23 protein-coding genes and 1 pseudogene are annotated in these 26,442 nt (G+C 61.4%); 12 read left to right on the top strand and 12 right to left on the bottom strand.

The genetic code is table 11. From position 1 onward, the window contains the following. Positions 1–867 carry an FMN-binding protein gene (locus AC1DYO_RS24010; protein WP_477266949.1) on the bottom strand — a complete coding sequence of 289 codons (867 nt, stop codon included), beginning with the start codon at positions 865–867 and terminating at the stop codon, positions 1–3. Between the two features lie 82 nt (positions 868–949). Here AC1DYO_RS24010 and AC1DYO_RS24015 point away from each other — a divergent pair, with 82 nt between their 5' ends. From AC1DYO_RS24015 to AC1DYO_RS24025, 3 genes are all read left to right on the top strand, one after another. Then, entirely contained in the window at positions 950–1,468 is a 519-nt protein-coding gene (locus AC1DYO_RS24015) for a cytochrome b (RefSeq protein WP_477266950.1), read from the top strand. A gap of 4 nt (positions 1,469–1,472) precedes the next feature. Next, a complete protein-coding gene (locus AC1DYO_RS24020) occupies positions 1,473–2,168 on the top strand; it encodes a VIT1/CCC1 transporter family protein (RefSeq protein WP_477266951.1) in 696 nt (231 codons plus the stop codon). Positions 2,169–2,329: 161 nt separating this feature from the next. Further along, entirely contained in the window at positions 2,330–2,545 is a 216-nt protein-coding gene (locus AC1DYO_RS24025; RefSeq protein WP_436249411.1) for a DUF1858 domain-containing protein, read from the top strand. Positions 2,546–2,548: 3 nt separating this feature from the next. On the opposite strand, the gene AC1DYO_RS24030 is transcribed toward AC1DYO_RS24025, so the two are convergent. Further along, the gene (locus AC1DYO_RS24030) at positions 2,549–3,250 is read right to left on the bottom strand and encodes a Crp/Fnr family transcriptional regulator (RefSeq protein WP_477266952.1); all 702 of its coding nucleotides are present in this window, start codon (positions 3,248–3,250) and stop codon (positions 2,549–2,551) included. Positions 3,251–3,401: 151 nt separating this feature from the next. Here AC1DYO_RS24030 and AC1DYO_RS24035 point away from each other — a divergent pair, with 151 nt between their 5' ends. Next, the gene (locus tag AC1DYO_RS24035) at positions 3,402–3,839 is read left to right on the top strand and encodes a pseudoazurin (RefSeq protein WP_477266953.1); all 438 of its coding nucleotides are present in this window, start codon (positions 3,402–3,404) and stop codon (positions 3,837–3,839) included. A gap of 105 nt (positions 3,840–3,944) precedes the next feature. After that, entirely contained in the window at positions 3,945–5,120 is a 1,176-nt protein-coding gene (locus tag AC1DYO_RS24040) for an NnrS family protein (RefSeq protein WP_477266954.1), read from the top strand. Positions 5,121–5,169: 49 nt separating this feature from the next. Here AC1DYO_RS24040 and AC1DYO_RS24045 read toward each other — a convergent pair whose 3' ends face one another. The 6 genes from AC1DYO_RS24045 to AC1DYO_RS24070 all read right to left on the bottom strand — a co-directional run bounded on the left by AC1DYO_RS24045 (position 5,170) and on the right by AC1DYO_RS24070 (position 11,258). Next, positions 5,170–6,039, bottom strand: coding sequence for an SUMF1/EgtB/PvdO family nonheme iron enzyme (locus AC1DYO_RS24045; protein ID WP_477266955.1), 870 nt, complete (start codon positions 6,037–6,039; stop codon positions 5,170–5,172). Positions 6,040–6,091: 52 nt separating this feature from the next. Further along, positions 6,092–7,198, bottom strand: coding sequence for a copper-containing nitrite reductase (gene nirK, locus AC1DYO_RS24050; protein ID WP_477266956.1), 1,107 nt, complete (start codon positions 7,196–7,198; stop codon positions 6,092–6,094). Between the two features lie 441 nt (positions 7,199–7,639). Continuing rightward, positions 7,640–8,341: a CBS domain-containing protein gene (locus AC1DYO_RS24055; RefSeq protein ID WP_477266957.1), complete on the bottom strand. Its 702-nt coding sequence runs from the start codon at positions 8,339–8,341 to the stop codon at positions 7,640–7,642. Positions 8,342–8,407: 66 nt separating this feature from the next. Then, positions 8,408–8,578: a cbb3-type cytochrome oxidase assembly protein CcoS gene (ccoS, locus tag AC1DYO_RS24060; protein WP_023685546.1), complete on the bottom strand. Its 171-nt coding sequence runs from the start codon at positions 8,576–8,578 to the stop codon at positions 8,408–8,410. Next, the gene (locus AC1DYO_RS24065) at positions 8,575–10,854 is read right to left on the bottom strand and encodes a cation-translocating P-type ATPase (RefSeq protein WP_477266958.1); all 2,280 of its coding nucleotides are present in this window, start codon (positions 10,852–10,854) and stop codon (positions 8,575–8,577) included. Before AC1DYO_RS24065 ends, ccoS begins: the two co-directional genes overlap by 4 nt. After that, entirely contained in the window at positions 10,851–11,258 is a 408-nt protein-coding gene (locus AC1DYO_RS24070; protein ID WP_477266959.1) for a FixH family protein, read from the bottom strand. Before AC1DYO_RS24070 ends, AC1DYO_RS24065 begins: the two co-directional genes overlap by 4 nt. Here AC1DYO_RS24070 and AC1DYO_RS24075 point away from each other — a divergent pair. The 7 genes and pseudogenes from AC1DYO_RS24075 (at position 11,190) to AC1DYO_RS24105 (ending at position 23,649) form a co-directional block, all read left to right on the top strand. Next, positions 11,190–12,053, top strand: a complete 864-nt coding sequence (locus AC1DYO_RS24075) for a LysR family transcriptional regulator (RefSeq protein ID WP_477266960.1) — start codon at positions 11,190–11,192, stop codon at positions 12,051–12,053. The genes AC1DYO_RS24070 and AC1DYO_RS24075 overlap by 69 nt on opposite strands. 256 nt (positions 12,054–12,309) lie before the next feature. Continuing rightward, on the top strand, positions 12,310–13,575 hold the full coding sequence (locus tag AC1DYO_RS24080; RefSeq protein WP_477266961.1) for a Druantia anti-phage system protein DruA: 1,266 nt from the start codon (positions 12,310–12,312) through the stop codon (positions 13,573–13,575). A 4-nt stretch (positions 13,576–13,579) separates the two neighbouring features. Next, positions 13,580–13,717: pseudogene (locus AC1DYO_RS24085) on the top strand (competence protein CoiA family protein); the annotation flags it as partial. Positions 13,718–13,936: 219 nt separating this feature from the next. Continuing rightward, on the top strand, positions 13,937–15,199 hold the full coding sequence (locus AC1DYO_RS24090) for a hypothetical protein (protein ID WP_477267138.1): 1,263 nt from the start codon (positions 13,937–13,939) through the stop codon (positions 15,197–15,199). Then, a complete protein-coding gene (locus tag AC1DYO_RS24095; protein ID WP_477266962.1) occupies positions 15,196–17,100 on the top strand; it encodes a hypothetical protein in 1,905 nt (634 codons plus the stop codon). Before AC1DYO_RS24090 ends, AC1DYO_RS24095 begins: the two co-directional genes overlap by 4 nt. A 7-nt stretch (positions 17,101–17,107) precedes the next feature. Beyond that, the gene (locus AC1DYO_RS24100; RefSeq protein WP_477266963.1) at positions 17,108–18,127 is read left to right on the top strand and encodes a hypothetical protein; all 1,020 of its coding nucleotides are present in this window, start codon (positions 17,108–17,110) and stop codon (positions 18,125–18,127) included. Then, positions 18,124–23,649 carry a DEAD/DEAH box helicase gene (locus AC1DYO_RS24105; RefSeq protein ID WP_477266964.1) on the top strand — a complete coding sequence of 1,842 codons (5,526 nt, stop codon included), beginning with the start codon at positions 18,124–18,126 and terminating at the stop codon, positions 23,647–23,649. Before AC1DYO_RS24100 ends, AC1DYO_RS24105 begins: the two co-directional genes overlap by 4 nt. Positions 23,650–23,671: 22 nt before the next feature. Here AC1DYO_RS24105 and AC1DYO_RS24110 read toward each other — a convergent pair whose 3' ends face one another. From AC1DYO_RS24110 to AC1DYO_RS24125, 4 genes are all read right to left on the bottom strand, one after another. Further along, entirely contained in the window at positions 23,672–24,376 is a 705-nt protein-coding gene (locus tag AC1DYO_RS24110) for a hypothetical protein (protein WP_477266965.1), read from the bottom strand. A 160-nt stretch (positions 24,377–24,536) separates the two neighbouring features. Next, entirely contained in the window at positions 24,537–25,337 is an 801-nt protein-coding gene (locus AC1DYO_RS24115) for a hypothetical protein (protein WP_477266966.1), read from the bottom strand. Continuing rightward, the gene (locus tag AC1DYO_RS24120; protein WP_477266967.1) at positions 25,334–25,864 is read right to left on the bottom strand and encodes a hypothetical protein; all 531 of its coding nucleotides are present in this window, start codon (positions 25,862–25,864) and stop codon (positions 25,334–25,336) included. The genes AC1DYO_RS24115 and AC1DYO_RS24120 overlap by 4 nt, the downstream gene beginning before the upstream one ends. 113 nt (positions 25,865–25,977) lie before the next feature. Further along, positions 25,978–26,250, bottom strand: a complete 273-nt coding sequence (locus tag AC1DYO_RS24125; protein WP_477266968.1) for a hypothetical protein — start codon at positions 26,248–26,250, stop codon at positions 25,978–25,980. Positions 26,251–26,442: the final 192 nt, after the last annotated feature.

Raw genomic sequence — 26,442 nt, forward strand, 5'->3', positions numbered from 1 at the left:
CTAAGACGATGCCTTCTTCAGCGCGCCGCGCAGCGACTGGATAAAGGCCCTGCTGGTCAGCGTCGCGCCCGAAATGATGTCGACATTGGCGCTTTGGGCGCCGATCGCTTCGTCGCGCAACATAGGCAGGGCCTGCCTGTTGATATTGATGGAGGTGCGGCGATCAGAGGGGTATTTCAGCACCTTCAGCGCCGTAAGCTGCCCACCCTGTACGAGGGCTTGAATCTGGATGATGCCGTAATAGGCATCGGCGGGCGGACCGGTGTAGACGCCGTCGGCATAGCCCTGTGTGGCGACCTTCATACCCACCGGGACAAGACGTGCGGCCGCGTCCGGATATGCCGGCCTCGGCTGGGGGACTGGTATGTAGACGGCGGGAGTTATGGCGAATGAAGGGGTTGATGACACAGGATCAGTGACAGCTGGCGCCACTGGCTGCTCCGGTGGCGCTGGCGATGGTTGCGGTGCCACAGGAATGGCAGTCTGCTTGACGGGATCATTTGGCTGTTTGGCGGGAATGCCCGCCGTCGTTTCCCTTTCGATCGGGAACCTTGTTCTGAACTGGGGTGAGGGCGCCGGCAAGGTCCGGAACATCGGCGCGGCGGCGGCAGGCACCTCTGTCGCGTCTGCCGGCAGCGCCGAACCGAGCACATCGTCGGCTGGCCGTTTGCCGGCCTGATCCCAGACATAGGCGCCGGAGGCGGCGATCACCAAAAGTGACAGGGCAATCTGTTTCATCGGAATTGTGTTTCCAAATTGAACGTTGCAAAGGCGACCCAACTGGTTCGCTTCGGATGCAATATCCCACGACCTAGCTGACAACTGGCTGTCAGCCAGAGGTCGCGCTGCGAGCATGTGAAAGCTCATGGGGACGGCAAATTGACTTGTCCCAGATCAAGGTTGTCGCATAAGCAGCAAGCTAGGAAGGTCTCGAACGAGGTGGCTGCCCATGACTGTTGCCAACGAGCCGGCCGGATACACCGGAACCCAGATAGTGCTGCATTGGACAATCGCGGTGCTGATTATCCTGCAGCTTGTGATCGGTGAGGACATCAAGCCGGCTTACCGGGCGTTCTCGCGCGGTACCGAGCCGGCAGCTGGCGACATCTTCAACGCGAACATTCATGTCTATGTCGGTTTGGCCGTTCTCGTGCTGGCGATCTGGCGGTTTGCAGTCCGTCTGCGGGATGGTGTGCCGGCGGCGCCGCCCGAAGAAAGCGTCCTGCTGAAGCGGATTGCCGCAGCCGCCCATTTCCTGCTGTATCTTTTCATCTTCGGCATGCCGATTACCGGGGCGCTGGCATGGTACTTCAGCTTTCGAGCGATGGGCGAGATTCACGAACTCGCCAAACCGGTGATCATCATTGTCGTCGGCCTCCATGCCGCAGCGGCGCTGCGGCAACATTACTATGTGAAATCGGATGTGCTGGTCAGGATGCTGCGACCTGCCGGACGGCGCGCGCGGTGATGACATGAGCCGGCTGCACAATGAAAACCATCTCGTATCGCGCGTCGGCTGGTTGCGCGCCGCCGTGCTCGGCGCCAATGACGGCATCGTTTCGACGGCCAGCCTGATCGTTGGCGTGGCGGCAGCCAATGCCGCGGCCTCCAATGTTCTGGTGGCCGGCGTCGCCGGGCTGGTCGCCGGCGCGATGTCGATGGCGGCCGGCGAATATGTCTCGGTCAGTTCGCAGTCCGATACCGAACAAGCCGACCTTGCCCGCGAGAGAGGGGAACTGGCGACGCAGCCAGACTTCGAGCGACAGGAACTTGCGGACATCTATGTCAAACGTGGCGTGGAGCCAACGCTGGCCTTGCAGGTCGCCGACCAATTGATGGCGAAGGACGCGCTCGGCGCCCACGCTCGTGACGAACTCGGTATTTCGGAGGTGACGACGGCCAGACCAATCCAGGCCGCGCTGACCTCCGCGGCTGCATTTTCAGTTGGCGCGGCCATGCCGTTGGCGATGGTGCTTGTTTCGCCGGCCGTCTGGCTTGCCGCAACGGTGTCTGTTGCCTCACTCTTGTTCCTGGCGGTTCTGGGCGCCATTGGGGCCAAAGCCGGCGGCGCCAATGTGTTGAGGGCAACTGTTCGAGTCACCTTCTGGGGGGCGCTGGCAATGGCGCTGACCGCCGGTATTGGTGCCGTCGTTGGTACTGCCATCTGACGGTCTTGCGACCTTGATCCCGGCCCGTACCATGGGCGCTCGTCCTACCCCAAGATAATCCCGACACGATTCAACGCCGGTTCTGTGAAGTTGCGAAAGCGCAACGAAGGCGGCACGAGCGGGATGTATCACGAGGCTTCGCAAATCGCGGAGACGCCATCGTGAAGGAACTCAGTTCGATCGGTCGGGACATGGTCGTCGACGAGATCATGAGAAAATGGCCGGCAACGGTGGCAGTCATGCTGAGCTACAGGATGCTTTGCGTTGGCTGCCCGATCGGCACTTTCCATACGGTGGCCGAAGCATGCCGCGAGCATCGGATCGACGAGACCCGCTTCATTTTGGACCTGGAATCGGCTGTTCGCGGAGAACGGTGAGGATCACGCCTTGCTGCGGTTCTCGGCCAGAACCACAAGGCGATGCGCATCCTTCACGGTGACTTTCTGGCGCCCGCTGACGATGACTCCATTGTCTTCCCACTTGCTGAGCAGGCGGCTGACGGTGTGCAGCGTCGTTCCCGTCATCTCGGCAATGTCTTGCCTTGAAATCGGGAAATCGATTTCGATGCCGTTGTCGGTCTTTCGGCCGGTCTGGTTTGCCAATCGCAACAAGGCATGCGCGACCCGCTGCTCCACCTGCTCGGTGGACATCTCCACCACCCGCGTCTGGGCCTCCTGCAACCGGTTCCCGACCGTCCTGTAGGTGGTTGCCCCAAACGCCGGAAACCGCCGCGCCAACTCCGACCAAAGAGCGTTGGGCCAGGCCAGCACCACGCAGTCGACCGCCGCGACGGCGCTGGCGGGATAGGTCGTCCGGCCAAGTGCCGCGGCGACACCAAAAATTTCGCCTTCGCTGATGTATCTGGCGATGACCTGCTGCCCATCCGGCGTGGCGCGGACGACGCGTATGTGGCCAGAGATCAGCACGAAAAACGAATGAGCCTCGGTTTCCTGCTCGAAGATCGCCGAGTCCTTGGCATAGCGTGACGATCGAGCGCCTTTGAGTATCTCGCTTTGCTCCTGGGGCTCCGTCCCCTGGAAGAGCGGCAGCTGCGATATCAGCGATCTGTCCAGCGCAACCAAACGGATTTCCTCACGGTCCTACGGTCCGCACCAATCGTGCGGCAAACCTTTCTTATCCCGAGTTTGCGCCAGCGCAAATTGTCCCCGGCCGCATTGGGCTAAATGGCATGGAACGGCGCAATGCCGCTAAGACGGAACAAAGGACAAATCGATGAAATTCTCCATCCTCGCTGCAGCAATCTCCATCCTGGCGCTCTCCAGCGGCGCAAGCGCGGAAGAGCATGTGGTGCAAATGCTCAACAAGGGCGAAAATGGCGCAATGGTTTTCCAGCCGGCCTTCGTCAAGGCGGCACCCGGCGACACCGTCAAGTTCGTGCCGACCGACAAGGGCCACGATGCGGAGTCGATCAAGGGAATGATCCCGGATGGTGCCGAGCCTTTCAAGGGAAAGACCAACGAGGAAATCACCGTCACGCTGACGAAGGAGGGCGTCTACGGTGTCAAATGCGCGCCCCATTACGGCATGGKCATGGTCGCACTCATCGTTGTCGGCAAGCCGGTCAACCTCGATGCCGCCAAGGCGGTCAAGCACGCGGGCAAAGCAAAGACGGTGTTCGCCGACCTGTTCACCCAGATTCCCGCCAACTGACCAGAAATCGAATACAGCCATGCCTGCCGCATGAAACGGCAGGCGCTGGCCGGTTGGACCGAGGACGGCGGTTCATCCGGCCCCGTTCATTTGAGGATGCAAGTCATGGGGATTCCCCGCCTTCGAGCCTACACCGGGCCCGCATTTCTTTCGTATGGGTTCAGGCCCTTCTTCTTCCTCGGGTCGCTTTATGCCGCGCTCTCAATTCTGCTTTGGCTGCCGATGTATGCGGGCGAACTCGATGCTCATAGTGTTTTTGCTCCCGTCGACTGGCACATCCACGAGATGCTGTTTGGCTATCTGCCGGCGATCGTCACCGGGTTCCTGCTGACCGCCATTCCCAACTGGACCGGCCGGCTGCCCGTGCAAGGCCTGCCGCTGCTGACGCTGGTTGTCCTGTGGCTTGCCGGCCGCATCGCTGTCTTCTTCTCGGCGGATATCGGCTGGCAAACAGCCGCTGTGATCGATGGCTCTTTTCTGCTTGCGGTCGCCGCGGCGGCGGCACGCGAGATCGTCGCCGGGCGCAACTGGCGCAACCTCAAGGTGCTGCTGCCGCTTGCCGTTCTGGCGTGCGGCAACGGCGCTTTCCATATCGAGGCGCACCTCGAAGGAACATCCGATATCAGCCGCAGGCTCGGCATGGCTGCGGCGATCATGTTCATCTCGCTGATCGGGGGGCGCATCATTCCGAGCTTCACCCGCAACTGGCTCGTCCGCGAAAATCCCGGCAGGCTTCCCGCGCCGTTCGATCGTTTCGACATCGCATCGCTTGTCATCTCAGCCATTGCGCTGGCTGCGTGGACGCTCGCTCCCGACCACGGAGTGTCGGCAACGCTCGTGGCCGTCGCGGCAGTCTGCCAGGCATGGCGTCTGTCGCGTTGGGCTGGCGAGCGCACATTGCGGGATCCGCTGGTGCTGGTTCTGCATCTTGCCTACGCCTTCGTGCCGATCGGTCTTGCCCTGGTATCGGCGTCGATCTTCTTTCCCGATGCCGTTCCGGCGGCGGCAGGACTTCACGCGCTCGGGACTGGCGCGGTGGGCTCAATGACGCTTGCCGTGATGACCCGCGCGACGCTTGGGCACACCGGGCAAAAGCTCAAGGCTGGGAAAGGCGCCTCGTTCATCTTCGTGACCGTCCTTCTGGCGGGATCATTGAGAATCCTGGCCGCCTTTGTGCCCTATGGCGTGGTGATCGACATGGCCGGCACCGCATGGGTGGCGGCATTTGCAAGCTTCATCCTGATCTACGGAACCGCGTTGATGACGCCAAAGGCACAGTGAGGCGACGGGAGAGCAGGCGAAACGCGATGGAGCGGACGCTTCTGTTTTTTCACGCAATGCCGAGGTAGCCGAGGAAACGGTTCGCCCATCCTCGATGGTCCCGGACCAGCCTGAATCCAAGATTGTCGGGAGGTGTGCCAACGGCGCAGCCACCGCTTTTCCCGTCGCCGACGAAGTTCGACATGTACGCCCTGTGAAGCCCTTCAAGGACGTGGACGCCGCAATTGTCGACCGAACTCACGACATCGGTTCCATCCGCAGCCAACGTGGTGCGGACATAGCAGGTCGAAGTCCACTCCCAGACGTTGCCGGAAAAGTCGGCGAGGCCTAAGGAATTCACACCAAAGGAGCCACGGCTCCTGGGCAAGGGGTCCGGTTTGCGATTGAGGTCCACCTCGGCCTTGTAGCTGGTGAGCCAACGCCTGGCGGGATTGTTGGCATCGTTTTCGACTTCCTCAAATTCCCCTGCGAACCGCTCGGCCGCGGCAAACGCCCACTCTTCGTCGGATGGCAGCCGCCAGTCGTCGCCTGTCGCCTTCGAATACCATTGGGCGTAGGCATTGGCGTCGAGATAGCTCACTCCGGTAGCGGGAGCATCGGGCGCGATCGCGCGCGTCTCCTGTGCCGGCTGACAGCCGCCAGCCGCCACACAGTCCGCATAGTCGGACACACTGACCTGATAGGTCATGATTTCGATGGGTTCATTGAACTGTCGGCTGAGACGGGGATTCGCTTGCGGGCGTCCATTCCTCAGGAACTCGCCCGGCAGGGGATAGGCGATCGAACCGGCGGCCAAGGTAACTGTCGTGGCGGCGGGGTGGGACTGTCGATGTCCGTTCCGGCTGATGGCGGACAAGCCCATCGGAACCGTTGCGGCCGCCGTGGCGACCGAAACAACCTTCAGGATGAAAGGAGACATGGCTTTTGCCCATGCCCGGACAGCGACGCTGTCCGGGCAAATTGGAGTGCCGTCAGTTGGTGGCGATGGGTTTAGGCGCCTCGACCTGTGTCATCAGGTCGTCGTCCCACTCGCCCTCGACCATGAAGTGAGCGGTCGCCCCGAGTTCCACGGCTTCGATCAGATTGTGGTTGACGTAAGCGTAGACACCGGGCTGCAGGAACGTATAGAGCGCCGAGCCTGCCGAACCGCCGCGGATGAACCAGGTTTCCAGATCCTTGGCCGGCGGGTTGGCAAATTTTCCTTGTTCCCAGACATAGTCGCCGTGTCCACCGATGAGATGTGGCCGCGTATCGCGGTTGGCCTGTGAGTGGACGATCAAGACGGTTTCGCCGACCTTGGCTTTCATGGCGTTGTCGCCGGTCAGGGATCCGACCTTGCCGTTGAACACGACATGCGTCGGGATCAGCCCGCGCATGACCTTGACGATGTCGTCGTAGCCGTCGCCGGCCGATTCGTAGCTCCTAAAATTGCCCTTCTCGTCGCGGGGAATATAGAAGTCGCTCTCGCCGATGTAGAAGATCTTGTCGTATTTGACCGGCTCGCCCTTGTCGTTCCTCAAGCCGTCGCGTGGCAGCACCATGATTGCGCCATTCATGCCGGAGACGACATGCCACGGGATCATCGGACCACCGGGCGCGCAGTGATAGACGAACGTTCCTGTTCGCGTTGCCTTGAAGCGCAGTGTCACCTGTTCGCCGGGATTGACCAAGGTGAGCGCGCCGCCGCCCAGTGCGCCGGTCGCAGCGTGGAAGTCGATGTTGTGGGCAAGCGAGTTGGTGTCGGGGTTGATCAGCGTCAGTTCGACATAGTCGTCCTGGTGCACGACCATCAGCGGGCCGGGGATCGAGCCGTCATAGGTCATCGCATTGAGCTTCGTGCCATCGGCATCGATGACGACAGGCTTTTCCTCGATCGTCATGGTGAACTCGAGGATCTTCGGTCCGCCCTTGGCGATCTGGTCATGCGGATGCACGAAAGGCGGCGCCACGAGCTTGATCTTCTCGCGGGCGAGCCCCTGAATGTCTGCCTTTGTCACCGTTGCCGAAAATGCCGGCAATGCCGCCACGGCGGCAGCGCCGATGGCTGCTCCGAAAAGGGCTTCGCGTCGCGTGATCATGTCAGTCTCCTGTCTTTCTACCGTTGCAGATGAGTAGACGCTATCTGACCCCACGCAGCGTTTCTTTGCGCTGGCGCAATTTGGTGGCTGTTAATCGGGGAAACAACAGCCCTCGGATTGCGTCAGTCTTGTGCGCCAAGTTTGATATGCTGTAGTTTTGGTGCCGCATCTTTCTGCAAGCCTGCGCAGTCACTGGCGGCCCTCTGAAGATCAGCTGCCGATATTGTCTACAGATAGATCTGAATTCACTCGGTGGCCAAGCCCGCCAAGACAGAGGGCTACGGCCATCGCATTTCCGTCAGTGCGCCTGCCGACAGCGTGCTCGCCAAGCATGAAGGGCGCTATACGCCGCAGGAAGTCGCCAACGGCCTCACGTCCAAGCGATGTAGGAAGCGAGCAGAACCCTACAGGACTCTGCTTTGCGTCCCCGCTTTTCCGCAGCTACGAAACCATCATCACAGAGAGCGGATCTGTACCGAGGAAGAGGCTGTCCTTGACTTGCCCGACGCCGGCAACGTTCTCCGCCGCAACGATCGCAGCTTTCCGTTGACGCTCGTCGACAATCGCCCCCGTCAGTTCGACGACGCCGTCGCTGACCCTAACATCAATCAAGTGACCACCGCTCCACGTTTGTCGCTGCAGTTCGGCAAGTATCGCCTTGCGGATCAGGGCGTCATCGGGTGACGTTGTGCCCTGTTTCGGCATTGCGTGGATCAGGACAGGCAGCAAATCAGTTCGCGTGATGATGCCGACGACCCTTTCCCGATCGACAATCGGCACATTGTTGATGCGGTGTTGCATCATCAAGTTGACAATCTGTGCAATCGAGGCGCCTGGAGGCGCCKAAATGACGGCTGTGGTCATCACCTCATGGATGATCCGTCCGTTCGAGCGTGCATAGTCTTCAGCGACTGTGCCCGGGCCAAGATCAAACTCCAGCCAGCGCGGACGCACACGCTGAGTCCCAAGTTCTTCTCGGCGCAAGAAGTCGCTTTTGCTTACAATGCCAACCAGGGCACCGTCGCTGTCCTTCACCGGGAGGCAGCTGACTTTGTTTGAAAGCATGAGCTCGGCCGCTTCGGCGATCGTCGCGTTCGCATCCGTCGTGATGACTGGCTTCGTCATGATGGCTTCGGCTCGCATCCTTACCCTCCTGATCTTACGTTGGACGACGATGGGACATCCCGACCCGCGGCGCTTTGATCTAAGTCACTTGGAACGAGGAGCATTCTCCGCGCCGTCGTCGCGGTCGATGAGAATGCGTTCCGCCGCGCCATCGAGATCGTCGTACTGGCCGCTTCTCAACGCCCACAGGAAGCCGGACAGGCCGAGTGCGCCAAGGAACAGCGCCACCGGAATGAGATAGGCGAGCGTCGTCATGAGGATCGGGCCAAGGCGCCGGCCCGCGCGGGCCTGTCCTGCCGCGCAATTGCGGGCGACGCACCCGTCGCGAAGCCTTGCAGGCGCATGGCATTTCCGATCACGAGCAATGACGAGGCAGACATCGCTATCGCCGCGATAAGGGGGGTAACGTGGCCCAGAATGGCGATCGGCACCGCGACGGCATTGTAGACGATGGCGATGGCGATATTCTGCCGGATCAGGCTTCCCGCCTTGCGCGAGACGCTCAGGGCAAGGGGCACCGCCAGAAGGCTTTCGCGCAGGAATACGAAATCGGCGGCGTTGCGGCCAATGTCGGCAGCGGTGGCCGGTGCGATCGAGACATGGGCCGCGCTCAGCGCCGGCGTGTCATTGAGGCCGTCGCCGACCATCAGCACCTTGTGTCCGTCTTTCGCCAGGGTCTCAATGCGTTCGACCTTGCCGGATGGCAACAGGCATGGAACGAAGTCGTCGACACCCAGCATTTTTGCAACTTCGCTGCAGGCGCCTGCGGTATCGCCCGACAGCATTTCCACGGAAACGCCAGTACGGCTCAATTGCTCGACCGTCGCCCTGGCGTCGGCGCGCAGCGCGTCCTCGAAATCGAAGGTGGCGACAATGAACCCATCTTTTGTCAGCACCGTTCCGCCATAGCCATGCTTGCCCTCGCCACCGGTCCGGGCCTTCCATCCAGCCCATCCGCGGCGACCCAGCCGCCAGGTGCTTCCGGCGGCGGTGGCTTCGATCCCGAAACCCGGGTGCTCGGTCACTCTATCGAATTTGTGCTGGCTGCTGCAGACGGCAATGGCCTTTGAATATGGATGGCGCGAATGTGCTGCCAGGTCGGCAGCGACGGCCAGCATGGTGGGATCGATCGAGGCCGCATTGATGAGCCGAGGCTGTCCGAGCGTGAGCGTTCCGGTCTTGTCGAACACCGCCGTGTCGATTGTCGCCAGGCGTTCCATGGCCGAGCCGTCCTTGACCATGATGCCGTTCTCGAACAGGCGCCGCGCTGCAACCACCTGAACGATTGGAACGGCGAGGCCAAGCGCGCAGGGGCACGTGATGATGAGAACAGCGATGGCGATCGTCATCGCCCGGTGCCAGTCGCCAGTCACCGCCATCCAGCCTAGGAATGTCGCGAAGGCGGTGAGATGAACCACCGGCGCATAGAGCGCTGAAACACGATCGGCGATCCTGCGATAGTGCGCGCGACCGCCCTCCGCGGCTTCCATCAGCCGAACCATTTCCGCCAGGAACGAATTCTTGGCGGCAGCTGTCGCCTCGATCGTCAGCGAGCCGGTGAGGTTGAGGACACCGGCCTGCACGGTTTCACCTGGCGCAACGTTTCGCGGCGTACTCTCTCCAGTGACCAGCGAGCAGTCCAGATCCGACGCCCCATGAATGATCTTGCCGTCGACGGGGATTCTCTCGCCGGCTGCAATGAGCAGCTGCATCCCTGGTTCGATCTCGCCAACCGGCAAATAGTCCCGAGCGCCGTCGCCGCGCAGCACCATGGCGCCGCGCGCGGCCAACTGTGACAGGCCCTTCACTGCGGTCCGGGCGCGCTCGCGCATCACGTGATCGAGCGTGCGACCGATCAGGAGGAAGAACAGCAGCGATACCGACGCGTCGAAATAGGCGTGGTCGCCATGGGTGATCGTCTCATAGAGGCTCATGGCGTAGGCCAGCGACACGCCGACAGCGATCGGCACGTCCATGTTCATGCGGCCGTGGCGCAGCGCATTCCACGCCGACTTGAAGAAGATGCCGCCAGCGAAGGCGAGGGCGGGGATGGCGATCAGTGCCGAGACCCAGTGGAACAGGTCGCGCGTGGCGCCTTCGGCGCCGGACCAGACCGATACCGAGAGCAGCATGATGTTGCCCGCCGCAAAGCCGGCAACGGCGACGGCGCGGATGAGCTCCGACAGCGTCTTGTCCTTTGACTCCGTGTCGGCTTCGAACAGATGTGCCTGGTAGCCGAGGCGCCCGAGCGCAGCGACGAATGGCGGAACCTCGTCGCCGCGCCAGCGGATAGAGACTCGCCTCGTTGACAGGTTGACGCGAGCGGCCTCGACGTGATCGAGTTTTCCCAATGCTGTTTCGATCGTCTGTATGCAGGCGCCGCAGTGAACAGTCGGTACCGACAGGTCGGTCTGATGAAGGTCGTCGCCAAGCGATCGACTCGCCAGCTTGACCTCCTGGCTTGACGGCAGGACTGAAGCGGCGCTGACCAGATCCAGCGCCATTTCAGCGCCCGGTGCACAGCAGCTCATTTCAGCGCTCCATTGGAAATCATGATCCTGCGCACGTCGCGATAAGGTCTTGCCAGGCCGGCATCGGCGTCGATTTCGATGATCCAGACACCATCCCTTGGCATGTGCTGTGCTGCGAAGTCCTGGCCCGAGGCGAGGGCGAGCGTGACGGACTCGTCCTCTTTCTCGTATGCCGGATGGCGAAACAGGACCTGCACGCCATGCAGGGGCACCGGCTTGCCGGTGGCGTCGGTGAGGCCATAGCGAACTTCACCCCAGGCGATGGTCAAGTTGCCGGTCCAGCCGAGGGCTGCCTGCGCACGCCCTTCTTCAGTCAACTGAAGGTCTTCCGAGAAGTGTTGCGGGCCGGTTCGACAAGGCGAGCAGCGGTTGCGCTCGGGATAAGCCAGCCGGCCGTCAGTCAACATGTGAAGCAACTCGAGACCACGCTCGGCATCACACTCTTCAAGAGATCAGCCAACCGCATCGTCCCCTTGCAGGAAGCCTGGGAACTCCTGCGAAACGTGGAACTTGCCCTAACGTCGCTGGATCGGCTGGAAGCGTCGATCTTCGCGATGAAGAACGACGAAAAGCAGCGGATTGCGATTGCCGCGCCTTCTGTTTTCGGTTTCGTGACCTTGCCCAAGGTCGTGGCGATTATCCACGCAAAGACCGCTTCGAATGTCCGCTCGATTTCGGGAAGCTACGAGCAGATCGGCGAGCACATCCTGGCAGGGCGGGCGGAACTCGGAATCTCGAGGTTGCCCTTGGATCCAAGTCTGTTTGAGTGGGCACCGCTTGGGTCAGCTCGCAACGTATGCATCTTTCATCCCGACCACCGCTTCTCAAAACAGACCTGCATCGAGGCACAAGACCTGGCGGGTGAAACGATCGTCGATATCGATCCCCAGTTCGCCGCCCACCAAATGAACTTCAATGCGTTGCGCTTCGCCGGCGTCGAGCCGGACATACTGGTGGAATTCGATTGCAACGGTCACGAAGCCGGATACGTTTCCGCTGGCCTGGGCATTTCGATAACCAATGAGATCATTGCGCGTGAATACGCGGCGTTTCACTTGGGAATAAAGCCAGTGGAACCATCCGCGCTCTATCACTACGTGGCGATTTGGCAGAAGGGCAGGACCTTTTCGAATGCACTGAATGTGACGCTCGAGGCGATCATTGCTGCGTTTTCCACGGAACCGCCCGCGAGAGGTTGACAGGTATTCCTCAGGAAGCGCCAGAGATTGAAGTTTTTATTGGCAGCTCATAGCGGATCGCACTTGCGCCGGCCAGGATGCCCTCGCAACCCGGATCGTGTGCAGGGTTTCCGTCGCGATTAGACTCGTATGTCGTGGCGATTAGAATTGAAAGATCGACAGCGCTGACGAATCTCGGCCTTATGCGGGTGTCGAGTGGAGGCGACCGCCTGCCTTCTAGGCAGATGTTGCGTTTAGACTGTTGATTGATTGTAGAATGCAAACAACAATCTGGAACAACCAGAGGGATTGGGGGAAAATGGCCAGGGGCATACTAGTTAAATTTCCGACGCCGGAAGCGCAACTGAAACGCGCGGTCCGGCAGCATCTCAAGCGCCTTGGGTTCAAAAAGGGTAAGAACGGCTTGCTCTTGCCGCCGGGGCAAGACAAGGAGGCGGTGCGACAGCTCCATGGGGAGCAGCGTAGGGACAAGCTTGAGGCGAACACAGCGTTCCTTGCCCGATGTGCCGAGGAGCTCCTGCCCCATTTTGCGGACGGCGACGAGATTGAACCTGCCAACATCAGGTTGGCGCTTCGGCGAGTGCGCAGCGATACCAAGGATGCCGACCTATTCCGGCTGGCTACGCTAACCTGGTCCGTACCTGTATCGGCGGGTTTTGGCCGCCGTTTGCGCTACCTAGTGTGGGACGAGGGTCACGACCGCCTCGCGGGAATCATCGCTTTGGGCGACCCTGTTTTCAATCTATCGGTACGCGACAAGTTGATCGGCTGGAACTCCGCTGACCGTTCGCTGCGGCTGGTGCACCTGCTGGATGCCTATGTGCTGGGTGCTGTGCCGCCGTACTCGTTCCTGCTCGGCGGCAAGGCTGTGGCTGCACTCGTGCGGACGCAGGAAGTAGTGCGGGACTTCAAGGACACCTACGGTGAGTCCGTCGGCATCATCTCGGGAGCCGCCAAGCACGCCAGCCTGCTGATGGTCACAACCAGCTCATCGATGGGGCGTTCATCGGTCTATAACCGATTGGCCCTTGGCGGCACGCGGTACTTCCAGGCGGTGGGTTATACCATCGGCTGGGGGCATTTCCATATTACAGACGCCCTGTTCGAGAAACTGCGAGCCTATCTTCGGCAGCTCAACCACGGCTATGCCGACCACCACGCGTACGGCAAGGGACCGAACTGGCGGCTGCGCACCATCAAGGCGGCGCTGACGCGGCTGGGCTTCAAAGACTCACTGCTAAAACACGGCATTCAACGGCAAGTGTTCCTGTGCAGCCTCGCTGCAAACACGGTGGACATCCTCCGTGGGAGCGGAGCCGACCCTGACTACAGCAGCCTATTAAGCGTCGCAGAGGTATCGGCGCTGGCCGTAAGCCGCTGGATGGTCCCCCGCAGCGTCCGTGAGCCGGCTTATCGCAATTGGCGCAAAGACCGCGTGCCAGAGCTTGTGAGCGGCGCCGTTGCCGGTAGCCTTGCCGAGTTGAAGGAGCAGTCTGCGCAACCTACCAGTCGAACGGGCTGAAGGGATGTATTTCGCCATCGACGTTGCGAGCGGACAGCGGGTAGAAGCCTCGCTGGCGCAGCGGTACCGCCGCTACTCCTGTCCTGTGTGCGATGCGCGTGTTAGCCCCCGGCAAGGCACCTACCGTGATGCGCACTTTGCCCACGTCTCGGGTGCCGCGCGACCGGAGTGCTACCTATATCATGCGTCCGAGGGATGGCAGGGACCAGGGGCGGAGCCGGCCGTGCAAACGCGGCCAGAGGCAACGACACCTCAGTTGCCCCTTGCCCTTACTCTGCATGTGCAGCCGCCGGTCGGCAGGGTATCGGCCCGTTGGGGCCTTGAGGTGCAGATTCCGCGCGCACCCACCCCGAGAGGCAGGTTGACTTTCGACGGCGGTGGCGACGGATTCCGGGTCGAGGTAGCCTGTGCCCGGCTGCACGCTGGAGCGCAGGCCTACGCAGTTAACCCTGACTCCCTGGCGTTCCGTGTGGCTTGGGTCAGCGGGGACGTGGACAACGCCTTCGGCGTCGCCGTGCAGGAGCGCATATCCGGCTTGGATTCCGCGCGGAGCACGGTCTTTTCGGCCGGCAGAGGCAGCCGACAGGCGTTGGTAAGCGGCTTGGACTGGGGCGCTACCTATTATTTCGTGCAGCGTGCCGAGCTCGTCACGAGTGTGCCGCCGCAACTCGCAGTCAGCCGTCTGGCCGACCTGAAGCAGTGGAGCTGCCTGCTGGTCACGCTTCCGCAGGTGGCCGACGAAGGGCTGGCCGAGTGGATCAGGCGGGCTACTGGTTTGGCGGTGCAGCAGGCCAAACGTCGGTGGGGCGTGGTGTCACCGCCCATGCACTTCATTGATACATCGGCGCGACTTGTCCTGGACACCAAGGGCGAACTCACCTTGGCGGTCCACGCAGGCGATGGCCATGGTGAGGCAAACCTCCTGGCACGCAGCGGTGAAGACGGTGCCTCCGTACCCCTCGCACGGGGACAATGGCAATTCATACGGGTCAGCGGCTTTCCGGCGACCGCGCCGCCTGTTCTGGAGGCCGAGGGGCGGCTATTGCCAGAGGTACTGGTCAGACCTGTCGTGCGAGCTGCAAGGGGAGCTCTTCTGACCTTCGGTTCACGCTCGGTTTCGGCGAGCTCGGCCGAGGCACGGCCACTACTTGAGCAGGTGCGGGCCGGCTCGCTCGACCTTTCTGGTCTCAATGTTCCGCGCGGACTTGTTCCAAGTCTTCGGTCACGGCCGGCGGGGGCTGTCGATTGGGCCCAGCACGTCTTCGCGACCACCGCCGCGGATCTCCATTCGGCAGCCGAAGCAGTGACGATGGAAGCCCTCGCTGAACTACAAGACGCCCTGCGTGACACCAAACGCGACGTGGTATTGGACTTGGGTCCGTTCGGCGCATGGTGGTTCGATATGCGGGTGGCCACGGCCGGGCCGACCCGGCACCTGCCACCAGCCACGCGTGCGCATGCCCGTTGGGTTCTCGCCGCCGCTGGGCAGGCGGGCATTGCTTCAAGGTCGCAGTCCGACGAGGCGCTTTCGACCGCATTGCGCGCCATGATTGCGCCGCGTTGGCTTGAGGCTCACCACCGTCTTGCCTTGACCCGTATTCGCGGAAACAGGGACGCAACATGACCCAGCCGTCGCCCACGCCACAGGCTGTCAAGCGGCTACGCGCGCTCGGTGACCGCGAACTGCTGGCCTTCTTCAACGAAGTGACCAGCAAGACAAGCCGGGAACTGTTGAAGGTGCTGCCTAGCGTTGACGGCTTTCGTAAGGATAGTGCCGCCAGCCTCCCGAAGCGCAAGCAGGCGCTGCTCCATCACTTTCTCAAGAAGGGCGGCGCTCCCAAGGCCAACAAGGAGCACGCCGACCTCGCCTACTATTATCTGTGGCGCGCGTGGGCGGAACAGCATTTGAAGGACGTCGAGGGTCTCGCCGCGATGCTCGACGCGATTGAGAATGCAACAGCAAAAGACCATCCACAGGTGGTCGCGGACCAGCCGCAAGCGGAGATTGAAGCACTGTTCCGCAGTCTGCATGAACAGTCGTTTCTCAACAATTGTGCTGCAGAGACGATCGCGCGGCTTCTCCAGTTTAGCCCCTTCGAAACCACCGATATGCTTGAGCGGCTGGTAAGCAGCGCCAAACCGCAGGTGGCGGTCGAGAGAGACCGGGCGTTGTCTGTCCTGCCGAAACGTCTGCAGGGCCACGAGGACCTGTTGAAAAGCCTGCAGGGCGACGTTGAGAGGTTCTCAGGCGAGCTGGCGCGATTGGCGGAGACCGTGACCGGTCTCCTGGCCCGGCCAACCCCGGTGGTCGAAGAGGGCGTCCCTACGCGCGCACTCGAAGCGGTGCTTGCCGAACTGGCGGCTGTGCGGAAGGAATTGGAAACCCATGGCCAGGCCGTTGCGCGCGTCAGCGACGCGGCAGACGGGCGCCTGAAGGCCGTTGAACGCAGCGTGGCCGATCTCGAGGCGCTCTGGAGCGACACCGAGGACCGGGCGGGCAAGCACACTGCGGAGCTGCAACAACAGCTTGCCGACATCGCCGAGAGGGTTGGGCAACTGGGGCAGAACGCCAGCCCGGCTCCGGTGCAGACCGAGGCACCATCAGTGGCGTCCACCGCTTCGCTGCGGGTTGTGCCGCTGGAGCAACGGCTGGATCCGATTAAGGCCCTCGCGACGGGTACAGAGGCTGCGGCCCTGCTGACATCGAACTATGCAGCGCTTGGCCTCAAGTCTCCGGGCGCCGCAGTCTTTGCGGAGGAAGTGCTCGCCGCTGCCGTGACGGGGAGGGTGGTGTTTCTCAAGGGATCATTCTCGACCGAGTTGGCCCGTGCGACGGCAATGGCACTCGCCGGGAAGCATGTGGTGCGGGCGCGGGTGCCGGTCGGTTTTGTCGATGCAGCGACGCTCGACACCGAGGTGGTGGCGGCACTTGGCAAACAGGACGGCACGATCGGGGCGCTGGTGCTGGAGCGGGTCAACAATGCACCCTTCGAACTGCTGGCCGATGCGATGGCGGACCTGATCCGGGACGCAAGCATCTTGGTGGTGGCAACACTAACGGACGGGGTTTCGACGTTTCCAGAGCAGCCCCTCTATCTCCAACTGGGACCGGTGTTTGACGCGGATGTGCTGGACTGGAGCATTTTTCCGAAGGCCAACGCCGTTGTCTCGGCAGGGGCACTGGTGTCGCTCGATCCCAAGGCCTTATCGATGCAACTCTCCAAAGGCAAAGCCCAAACGGAAGAATTGCTGAGGCTTTTGCGGAAGGATCGTTCGTTGCGCAACCCGCGCATCGAGCGGATTGCAACAGCCTTCATGTCCACGCTTGAGAGTTTCCGTACTTCAAATGCGCCTACCTCGCTCCAATCCACCTCCTATGGCTGGCTGTGGCCGTTTTGGCGCATGACGGGCTTGGCACCGGAGGACATCGAGGACGAACTCGATGGCGGGCGGATCGATAGCGAGGACCATGTAGACACACGGCTCCAACTCCTGCTCGACCTTGCTGGTATCAGGAGGGAGTAGCACCGAGATGGCCCTGTCACTGCGTGTCCTTTCCGCCTCCGAGGTGCTGGAGAGCGTGACGGTCGGCTTGTCGATCCAAGGCTCCCCGGAGGCGGTTCGGCGCGCGTTGATTGCGGCGCACCTGCATGCTGCGTGCGATGCAGACGGAGCGCGGGATGGTCACGGCGTCTTCACAGGGCGCCTCACCGACATGATCGAAACGAATCTTGGAGGCCTAATCGCGCCTGCCGAGGCGCGTCCGCTGGCTAACAAGGTACTGGAGGCGCTCGAGGAAACGGGCGACCTTTGGCGGTCACCTGGAGGCTACTGGAAGTCAACACCTCCGCGCACCGTTGCACTATCGGATAGCGTGTCCTTCTTGCTTGGCGCTCTCCCGCCAGGCGGCTTCGTCGCGGCAGGGGTCATGCGCTATGCGAATGCCGGCGCTACGCAGATGGTCGTGCAGAGCTTCGATGATTGGCTCGGTCGCACCGAGCCCATCGGCGTCTGGATGGGCAAGGCGCTCAAGATCTATCGCCCACGTCTCCAGCAGGCGACAATGCCAGCCGACCACCTCGAAATATACGCTCCGGACCAAGCTGTGCAGCAGTCGCGATCACGCTGGATAAATGCCCGTGAGATTGAACTCGCCGGTGTCTCTTTGCGGCTGTGCCGCGCGCAGGCAAAGCCAACGTCACTCTACAACCGACCGTACTATCTCGGAGAGTTCGAGCCTACGGCCGATGGGCTGCTACTGCGGCGTGCAGCAACGGTCGACCATGGACACGCGCGTCGGTTCCGCTTTGCCTACGACGACGCGCTTCGCGCTACACGCACATTAAATGCGAGGCGGGACAATGATCTGGTGCAGGTTACGCTGGCCAAGGATCTGCCCATGGAGGAGGCTCGCGTTCTCGCGCTTGGCTGGGAATGTGACGGCACAACTCCCCGGTCAGTCCGTTCCATGGCCTTCCCGGTTCGCGCCATGCCGTTCGTAACACATGCGCTTGGGCGGCTTGGGATAAGACTGAGAGGGGGGGCGCTGTGAGCAACGGGGTCGAGCAGAGCGAGCACGGCGTACACGCCACGGTTGGGCGGTTGGGCTCAAGCCTGCGCGGCTACATTGAGGCGCAGTACCACGTGCGCAACCAGGCACTCATCCAAGAGCGGCGGCTGCTGCTGCAGGAGGACGGCGCGGTCGCGCAGGCTCCATTTGTTGAGTCTACCCCGGTTTATGAACTGGGGGCTCCCTATGACCAGCTTGATCTGCCCCCAGCGGTGGCAAGCGTGTTGTCGGAGCTTGCAGCGGCAAAAGTCGGCTTGTTTCCCCGGCCCTACGTCCATCAGGCACAAGCCCTTGAGAGGTATTTCGCGGGCTCCGATCTGATCGTCGCAACCGGTACCGGCTCGGGCAAGACCGAGAGCTTTCTGATGCCGATCATCGGACAACTGACCCAAGAGGCACGCGACCGGCCAGCCACGGCGGCGCTGCCGGGCTGCCGTGCCTTGCTGCTCTATCCGATGAACGCTCTCGTCAATGATCAACTGGGCCGCATTCGCCGGCTGTTCGGCGACGAGATTGCATCGGCTATCGTCTCGGCGGGCCGCGCCCGGCCGGTGCGTTTTGGCAGTTATACCGGCCGATCGCCCTATCCAGGACTGCGCTCGGCCAAGCGCGACGGCGAGCGAATCGAACCGCTGTTCGAGAACTTTTACCTGCCCCTGATGGCGACACCCGAGACAGTGTCAGGCCTTACCAAGATTGGGCAATGGCCTTCAAAGGACCTGACCGCGTTCTTTGGCAGGCAACACGAGGAACTGAAGCCCAATCCCAAAGGCGGTGCACCACGGCGCTATCGTCATTGGGACCGCCGCCTCATCACCCAGCCTGGCGACCGCGAGATGATGACTCGCGATGAAACCCAGCAGGCGTGCCCGGATATCCTTATCACCAACTACTCGATGCTCGAATACATGCTGATGCGGCCAATCGAGCGGTCCATTTTCCAGCAGACGAAGGAGTGGCTGCACGCCGACAGCGCCAATGAGCTGATTCTGGTGCTCGACGAGGCGCACATGTATCGGGGCGCTGGTGGTGCGGAGGTTGCGCTGCTGATCAGACGCCTGCTCGCACGTCTTGACGTGCCGCGCGAGCGCGTGCGCTTCATCCTGACCAGCGCCAGCTTGGGGCAGGGTACAGCCGCCGAGGCAGCGATCGACGAGTTCGCGCGCAATCTCACTGGATTACCGCGCCAATCGCGGCGTGGGTTCGCGGTTATCACGGGTACGCGTGAACAGCGCCACGGCAGCGGCCCGCCTAGCGACGGCGTGACCGATGAGCTCGCGGTTTTTGATTTGGCAGCTTTCGAACAATACGCCACCCATCCGGAGACTGCGCGAGACGCGGTGGCCGCATTGGCCGCTGGGTTGGGCTGGTCGGAACCGACGTCGGCCGAAGACCTGCCCGACTACGTGTTTGCCAACCTTACCGGTTTTCCAGTGCTCGAAAGGCTCATTGAGCTCGTATCCGGCAAGGCTCTGGCGCTGGATGCCCTGCAGGAGCAACTGTTTGAGCAGCATCCCGACGGTACTCGCGCGCTGGCGGCCTTGCTTGCGCTGGCCCCCTTTGCGCGCCGCAAAGCGGACGACCGCGTCCTGTTGCCTACCCGCCTGCACATGTTCTTTCGCGGCCTACCGGGGCTATTCGCCTGCGTCGATCCGAACTGTGCCCATGCACGCCATCAGGGACCTGGCCGGATTCTTGGCAGGCTCCATACCCACCACCGCCGGCAGTGCCAGTGCGGTGGACGGGTCTTCGAACTCCTGACGCACCGTGAGTGCGGTACCGCCTACTTGCGGGGCTACGCCGATGGACCGCAACCTGATTTCCTCTGGAGCACACCGTCCGGGCCATTCCGTGAAGGCCGCCAGCCGCCGCTAGTCGAAGTGGAAGTGCTGATGGAACCGCCCAACCCGAGCTTTCTCGACTGTGTTTCCGCCTGGCTCGACATCCGGAGCGGCCGTCTTAATTACAGCGTCGAGCGGCCGGCAGAAGGCTTTACCCGCGTCTATCTGCCCACCCAAAACCAGGACTGGGTCAAGAACGGCGTAAGGTTTGGCAATTGCTGTGTCTGCGGCGAACCAACCCTGCGCAGTGAGACATCCACGATCATGGACCACGCCACCAAGGGCGAGGCGCCGTTCGCCAACTTGGTAAAGACGCAGTTGGACAGCCAACCGGCTTCACGGACCGAAACCCGCGAGTATCCTAATGGCGGTCGCAAGGTCCTTCTCTTTTCGGACGGCCGGCAGAAGGCGGCCCGGTTGGCTCGCGATATTCCGCGGGAGGTAGAACAGGACATTTTCCGGCAAGTGTTGGCGCTGGCCACACGGGAATTGCTCCTAGCGGGCCGCGAACCGCGGCCTGACCGTAGTCTTTACATCGCGGTGCTCAAGGTTCTGAGCGACAGCAATTTGCCAATCTTTGACCGGGAGGACGCGCAAACAATCGAGGACCAGGTGAGGCGCCTCCAAAAGGACCATGCAGACCAACCTATCGAGGAATTGCTGGCCGATTTCGACCCTGGACCGCCGCCCAGCCGCTACAGGATGGCTCTCCTCAGGCAACTGTGCGGCCGATATTACTCACTGGCCGGCACGACAGTGGGTTGCCTCTTTCCGGCCCGGCGTGCGCTGGCCAAGCTTGTTAGTGTGGCCGCCCCTTTGGTGCCGGCGCTTCCCGCCGCAGATATGGCAGGCCTGGCCGCCGCGTGGCTGATGCATGTGGCAGACGGCTACGCCTTTGACCATACCATCGAAGGCAACGTCCGTGGGTCGGCGGCAGGCCGCTGGAGGAACGCGTGGGGCAGCAACGGCAATTTTCCGAAGGCGATCCGGCCCGCGCTGGCCGCCGCCCTGCAGATCGACCTGACCACCCTCGGCTTGGTCGAGAAGGAACTCGCGAACGAACTGGGGCTGGCTGACTCCACCGGCGCGATCTTCATCGATCCCGCCAAGGTCATCGTTCACATCGACCTGGACATGACTTGGCATCACTGCAACGACTGCACCGCGCTGTTGCCGATGACCGTGCATGGTCATTGCGCGGCTTGCGGTTCAGGATCCCTGGAGTCGGTCACGCCTTCCCAGAGCGAGTATATCAGGGCGCGCAAGGGCTTTTGGCGTTCCCCGGTGGAACGTGTGCTGACCGGCGGTGCGCAACTACGCAGCATTTCGGTCGAGGAACATACCGCCCAGTTGTCAAACCGCGACAATGCACGGGTGCACGCGACCACCGAACAATTTGAACTGCGTTTCAAGGATGTCCGTATCGCGAAGTCCGACAAGCCGATCGACGTGCTGAGCTGCACCACGACCATGGAAGTGGGTGTCGATATCGGCTCCCTGGTTGCGGTAGGCTTGCGCAACGTGCCGCCGCAGCGGGAGAACTACCAGCAGCGAGCCGGCCGGGCGGGACGCCGCGGCTCGTCGCTTTCAACTGTGCTGACCTACGCGCAGAATGGCCCTCACGACGGCTACTACTACAACAACCCAGAACAGATCGTCGCGGGCGATCCCCGCAACCCCGACGTCAAGGTCGATAACCCAAAGATCGCGCGGCGCCACATCGTCGCCTACCTCTTCCAAACGTTTTTCCACAACTACATGGACACTCACGACGTATCTGTCGGGGCGGGATCGTCGGCCCTCTTCCGGGCACTTGGCAAGGCTACGGACTTTTTCCTCGGCGAGCCGATGTCGGGGCTCGATGTCGCAAGCTTCGACATGTGGGTGCGAAAGGAGCTTCTTGCGCCAACCGGCCAGCTGCGCCCTCTCATTCGCAACTGGCTGCCGGACAACCTCCGCGTCGCCCCCCGGACGATCGACGCCTGGATCGGCGATGAGGCCGCAGCCTTGCTGGCGACTCTCGCCCGTTTCCGGGCTGAACTGGTAGCAGCAACCGCAGGCGAAGGCGGGACTGCCGCAGGCGGCGAGGAGGAGGAGGACCGGCGTTCCCAGCGCGAGGCCATCGCTGATCAAGAGCTGCTGGAGTTCCTGTTCTCCAAGGGTCTGCTGCCCAGCTATGCTTTCCCCACGGACCTATCGAGTTTCCTTGTGGAGCGCTTGGTTCCGCGCAACAACGAGTGGAAGATGGAGGTCGTCGAACGGCCGCAGCAGTCCATTGGCAAGGCCCTGAGCGAATATGCTCCCGGACGTCTGATCGTCATCAATAAGGAAACCTATCGCTCCGGCGGGGTGGTCGCGAACACATTGCCCGACGTCGAGAATCGCGCAGAGGCGATCTTCGAGGAACGCCACACGTTGGTGCACTGTGAGAACTGCAGCTTTGTCGCGGATTTGAATGACGTGACGCAGGGCGGGGCGCATTGCCCGGTGTGCGAAAGCGACCTGAAACATACGCACATGGTGGTGCCGCAGGTCTTCCTGCCGGAGGAAGGCAGGGCGCTCAAGGACGACGATCGCGATCAGGACATTACCTACGCGACGGCCGCGCAGTTTCCCGTCCCGGTGGGCAAGGATGATCTGCCCAGCCTGCGACCCGTCGGCAGCAACCTCATGTACGTAGTCACCACTGACCGCCAGTTGGTGACCGTCAACAAGGGACAGGAGACGTCGGACGGTCGCAGCGGATTCTGGATCTGCAACCAGTGCGGACGCGCCTCGGTCGACGAGCAGCCACAGGTGTCCCACAACCGACCCTACAAGATTGAATTCTCTTACCAGAAGCCGAGGCCGGGGCATCAGTGTGCTGGTACCTATGAAAACGTGTTCCTAGGCCACGTTTTCTCCACCGATTTGCTGTTGCTGCGTATCAGCCTAAAGCAGCCGCTTGTCACCGAGACGGGCGACCCCTTGCAATTGAGGATACTCGAAGACGCCCTGTACTCGGTTGCCGAAGGCTTGCGCCTGGCAGCCAGCCGGCATCCACAAATCGATCTCGATCCTTCCGAGTTCGGTGCCGGGTTCCGTATCGTCCCGAACCGGGAGGATGACACGCTGCTGCTTGACGTCTACCTATACGACACCTTGTCCGGTGGGGCCGGCTATGCCGATCTCGCGGCGAGGAACATCGAGCAAATCCTCCAGCAGACCCTCACGCTATTGGAAGAGTGCCCCGCCCGCTGCGAGCAGTCATGCGAGAGTTGCCTGCGGCACTATCATAACCAGTACCTCAAGGAACGTCTTGACCGGAACCTCGGCGCAGAGCTGCTACGCTACGCGCTCGATGGCACGCTGCCCAAGGAGAAGGCGCCTGCGGCGCAGGCCAATCTGCTGCGAAATCTCCAACGGCTGCTTGAACTGGAGGGTCTCGAATGCAAGGGCCCGGCAGAGATTCATGGTGTCCCAGTGCCGCTCGTCATAGAGCACGGGGGACGACAGGTTGCCGTTGGCTTGCGTCCCGCGCTGCTGGCGCCGGATTGGCAAGGGCACTCGTTCGGGCAACTGCCCGCGACGACATCCACCGTGGTGCTCAATGAGTTCATCCTCGGGCGCAACCTGCCGGACGAACATCAAATGGTGCGCAACGCGGTTCTAGGTAAGCAGTAGTCCGGCAGTGGGTCGAGTCTGCTCACGCAGCCTCGCCCCTGAGCGCGGACCGCCCAAGCGCGATAATTGCCCTGTTGAACTGCTCGATCTCGTTGCAAATCTGTTCGGCGAGAGGACGCATATATGACGCAGATAGATCAGTCCTAATAACCTCTTCGATGCGCTCACGGATGGGTCGTTTGCCGAACGGACCATAAATGATCTCATCGATTTTGTGCGCAAACTCAAGGGTTTCGACATTTTCGCTCAAGCTGTCGCGCGCCATGGTAAGGCCTCGAATGATGTCGTCCACCTCCGGTGCGGTGGCTGCCAATAGCTCCTGCAGCCGCTCCTGGTCCTGTTGCGTGCCTCGGCCAGCAGCAATCGCTTCCAGCGGGCGCAACATTCCTGATCTGAAGAAAGATAGCTGCCCCGCCTGGCTGGCGTGTTGATGGACCGTATTGGCCGTGATGTAGGCGCCGACAACGTCGCGAACAGCTTGGTCCAAACTGGCAAACTTGGCGCTATGCTCAGCAAACTTGGCGGTATGCTCATTTGTGCGTTGAGAGAGATCCTTCTCCCATTGGCCTCGTTCCTTCTCTTCCTTGGAAGGATGGGTGACCCGAATAATGTTGGCCACAAGGTCTCCACCAGGGATTAGGCTTGCGACACCTTCGGCTGCACCTCGCATCAAAGCTCGACCTGGATGCGCGTGTGGCGGCTCAATCGGTTTGTCTGAATCGGTCATATGCACCTCCCAGTACTTGGGACCAACACTACCACGGATAGTACTGGCGATGGTCGACTACTTGTTTTGGTTGCGCAGGGAGCTTCCTCGGTGCACGTGGCCGTTCCTGGGCAACCCGACGCCTTCCGACCTTCAACACAATAGTGGAGGAGCCGGACAACTATGATCGAACGGCGCGATCGCCGAGGATGGCTTTTTTAAACCACTCTGGGGGCTTCAATATTTCGGATCCGGCGACGCTGGCGGGAACATCTCGCCAGAACGCGACAATCGCGTCCGAGAACGCCTGAAACTGGTCATCGCTTACCTTGAGGTTCGTGTAGTCCACCAGGTCCAAAGTCCCTGGCAACCCCGAACCCCTCAGCCGATCTTCGAGATATTCAGGATAGGTCGCCTTCAGGTCGTCCAGGGATTTTCCGGAGCCGTGCTTGTATACGTTGACCACCAGCCGGCACGCATCGAGGGCGTTGAAGTAGCCCGTGCTTCGGATCTTCCACCCGAAACTCTCCAGGAGGTCGGCAATCTTGCCGAAGTCGGCAGACCAGACTTTTGCAATTGGGGTGTCTCCTTGATGCCAGTGCTGGATTTCGCGCACCAGCCAGTCCCGCAGCTGTTTCTCCCATTCGTGAAACATTCCCGCGATCACACTCAGCCGGGTTTGGTCGCGCATGTCGCTCAGGAGCTGGTAGAACTCGATGCCGGCGTCGTTGGCGGCCTCGTAGAATTCGCTAGGATCGTGCCGGTCAGGGTCAAACCGGTCACTGCTTTTCTCCAGCCATTCATCCGAGGCCCTTTCGGCTTCGGCTTCCATGTTCGCGAATTGTGACAACAGGCGCTTGCGGGCCTGTTCGACGTAAAACTGATGCCCCCTGATTAGGGACAGCCGGTGAGGTCCCCACATCTTAAATAGGACGTAGTCGTTCATGACAGTGTCTCGCGTCGGGCCGTAGGGCAGGATCATTCCGATTCCTCCAGAACCACTGTCGGCGCCAGATCTCCGAATAGGTCGACCAGGATTTCCCGCAAGCTGCTCCGAGGCACGAACGCTGCACCTGGCACTTCATGATGGTTCTTGCGGACCGGCCGGATTCCGGTCTTGTTGGGCGTCACGCGCCGGGAGTTGGGGAGGTGGTGCAACGCCGCTAGCGGCTGCCCGGGCGCCGCACCAAACCAGAAGAACGGTCCCATGGAGAGGTCGGGTTCAAGACGTATCCAGATCGCGCATCCGCTGGGCTTTTCGGCCAAAGCTCTGGAGAGCGATACGGTGCCGGGTTTTTTCTGCGTGCCGGTCTTGAACTGAATGTGGCGGACGATCTTCCCTCTGGCCATCACCAGATCGTAGCCGTGTGCGTCGAATTCCGATCGGAGTACCTCGACGTCATAGACGCCAAGCCGCCATAGTTCGCGGAGGGCGTCGCCAACGAACACGTGCTCGACGATGCGCTCCCGCAACGTCGAGTAAAGGTAGTTTGATGCGACCGTCGTCATGACCTATCCGCGGTGCGTGCGAGTTGCGAATATTGGCACCACAAGAAACGGGCTTTGCATGTCTTTGTCGCTTTGGCAGACAATGTCGGGCAACCCGGGGGCGGCAACAGCTTTCATCGAGGCCGGGGATTTGGGTTTTTGATCGGCTGCATCTTGATAGCCGGCTCGCCCAGGTTTGAGATGCGGGCCATCACTTTCCGACGCTGGGTGCGAGTTAACGGCGCCAGCCGGAGAAAACCCTTCTTCAGGAACCGCTCATTGGTCTGGTTGCGCTTGGCCGAGATTCCAGCCGGGCCGAGATGGTCGGCCTGTCTCCGTGCGAGATCGACCAAATCCAAGCGATTTCGATTTGTCTTAGCAATCCGAATTCGAAGTCCACGATACATTGATACAAGCTCCTTCCATCGATGATAGAGGAGACTATCGCAGATGCCGGCTATTCCGTCGATGATTGGTCCCGGCCTGTCGCTTTCGAAGGCACCGCCTCCATCCGACCCTTATATTTCGAGTCCCATCATCAAAGGCGCAGAAAATGTCCGAGAAGCGCCAAAAAACTCGGCTAAAAAGCAACTTCCGTT

Source organism: Mesorhizobium sp. P2_F5 (assembly GCF_056403715.1).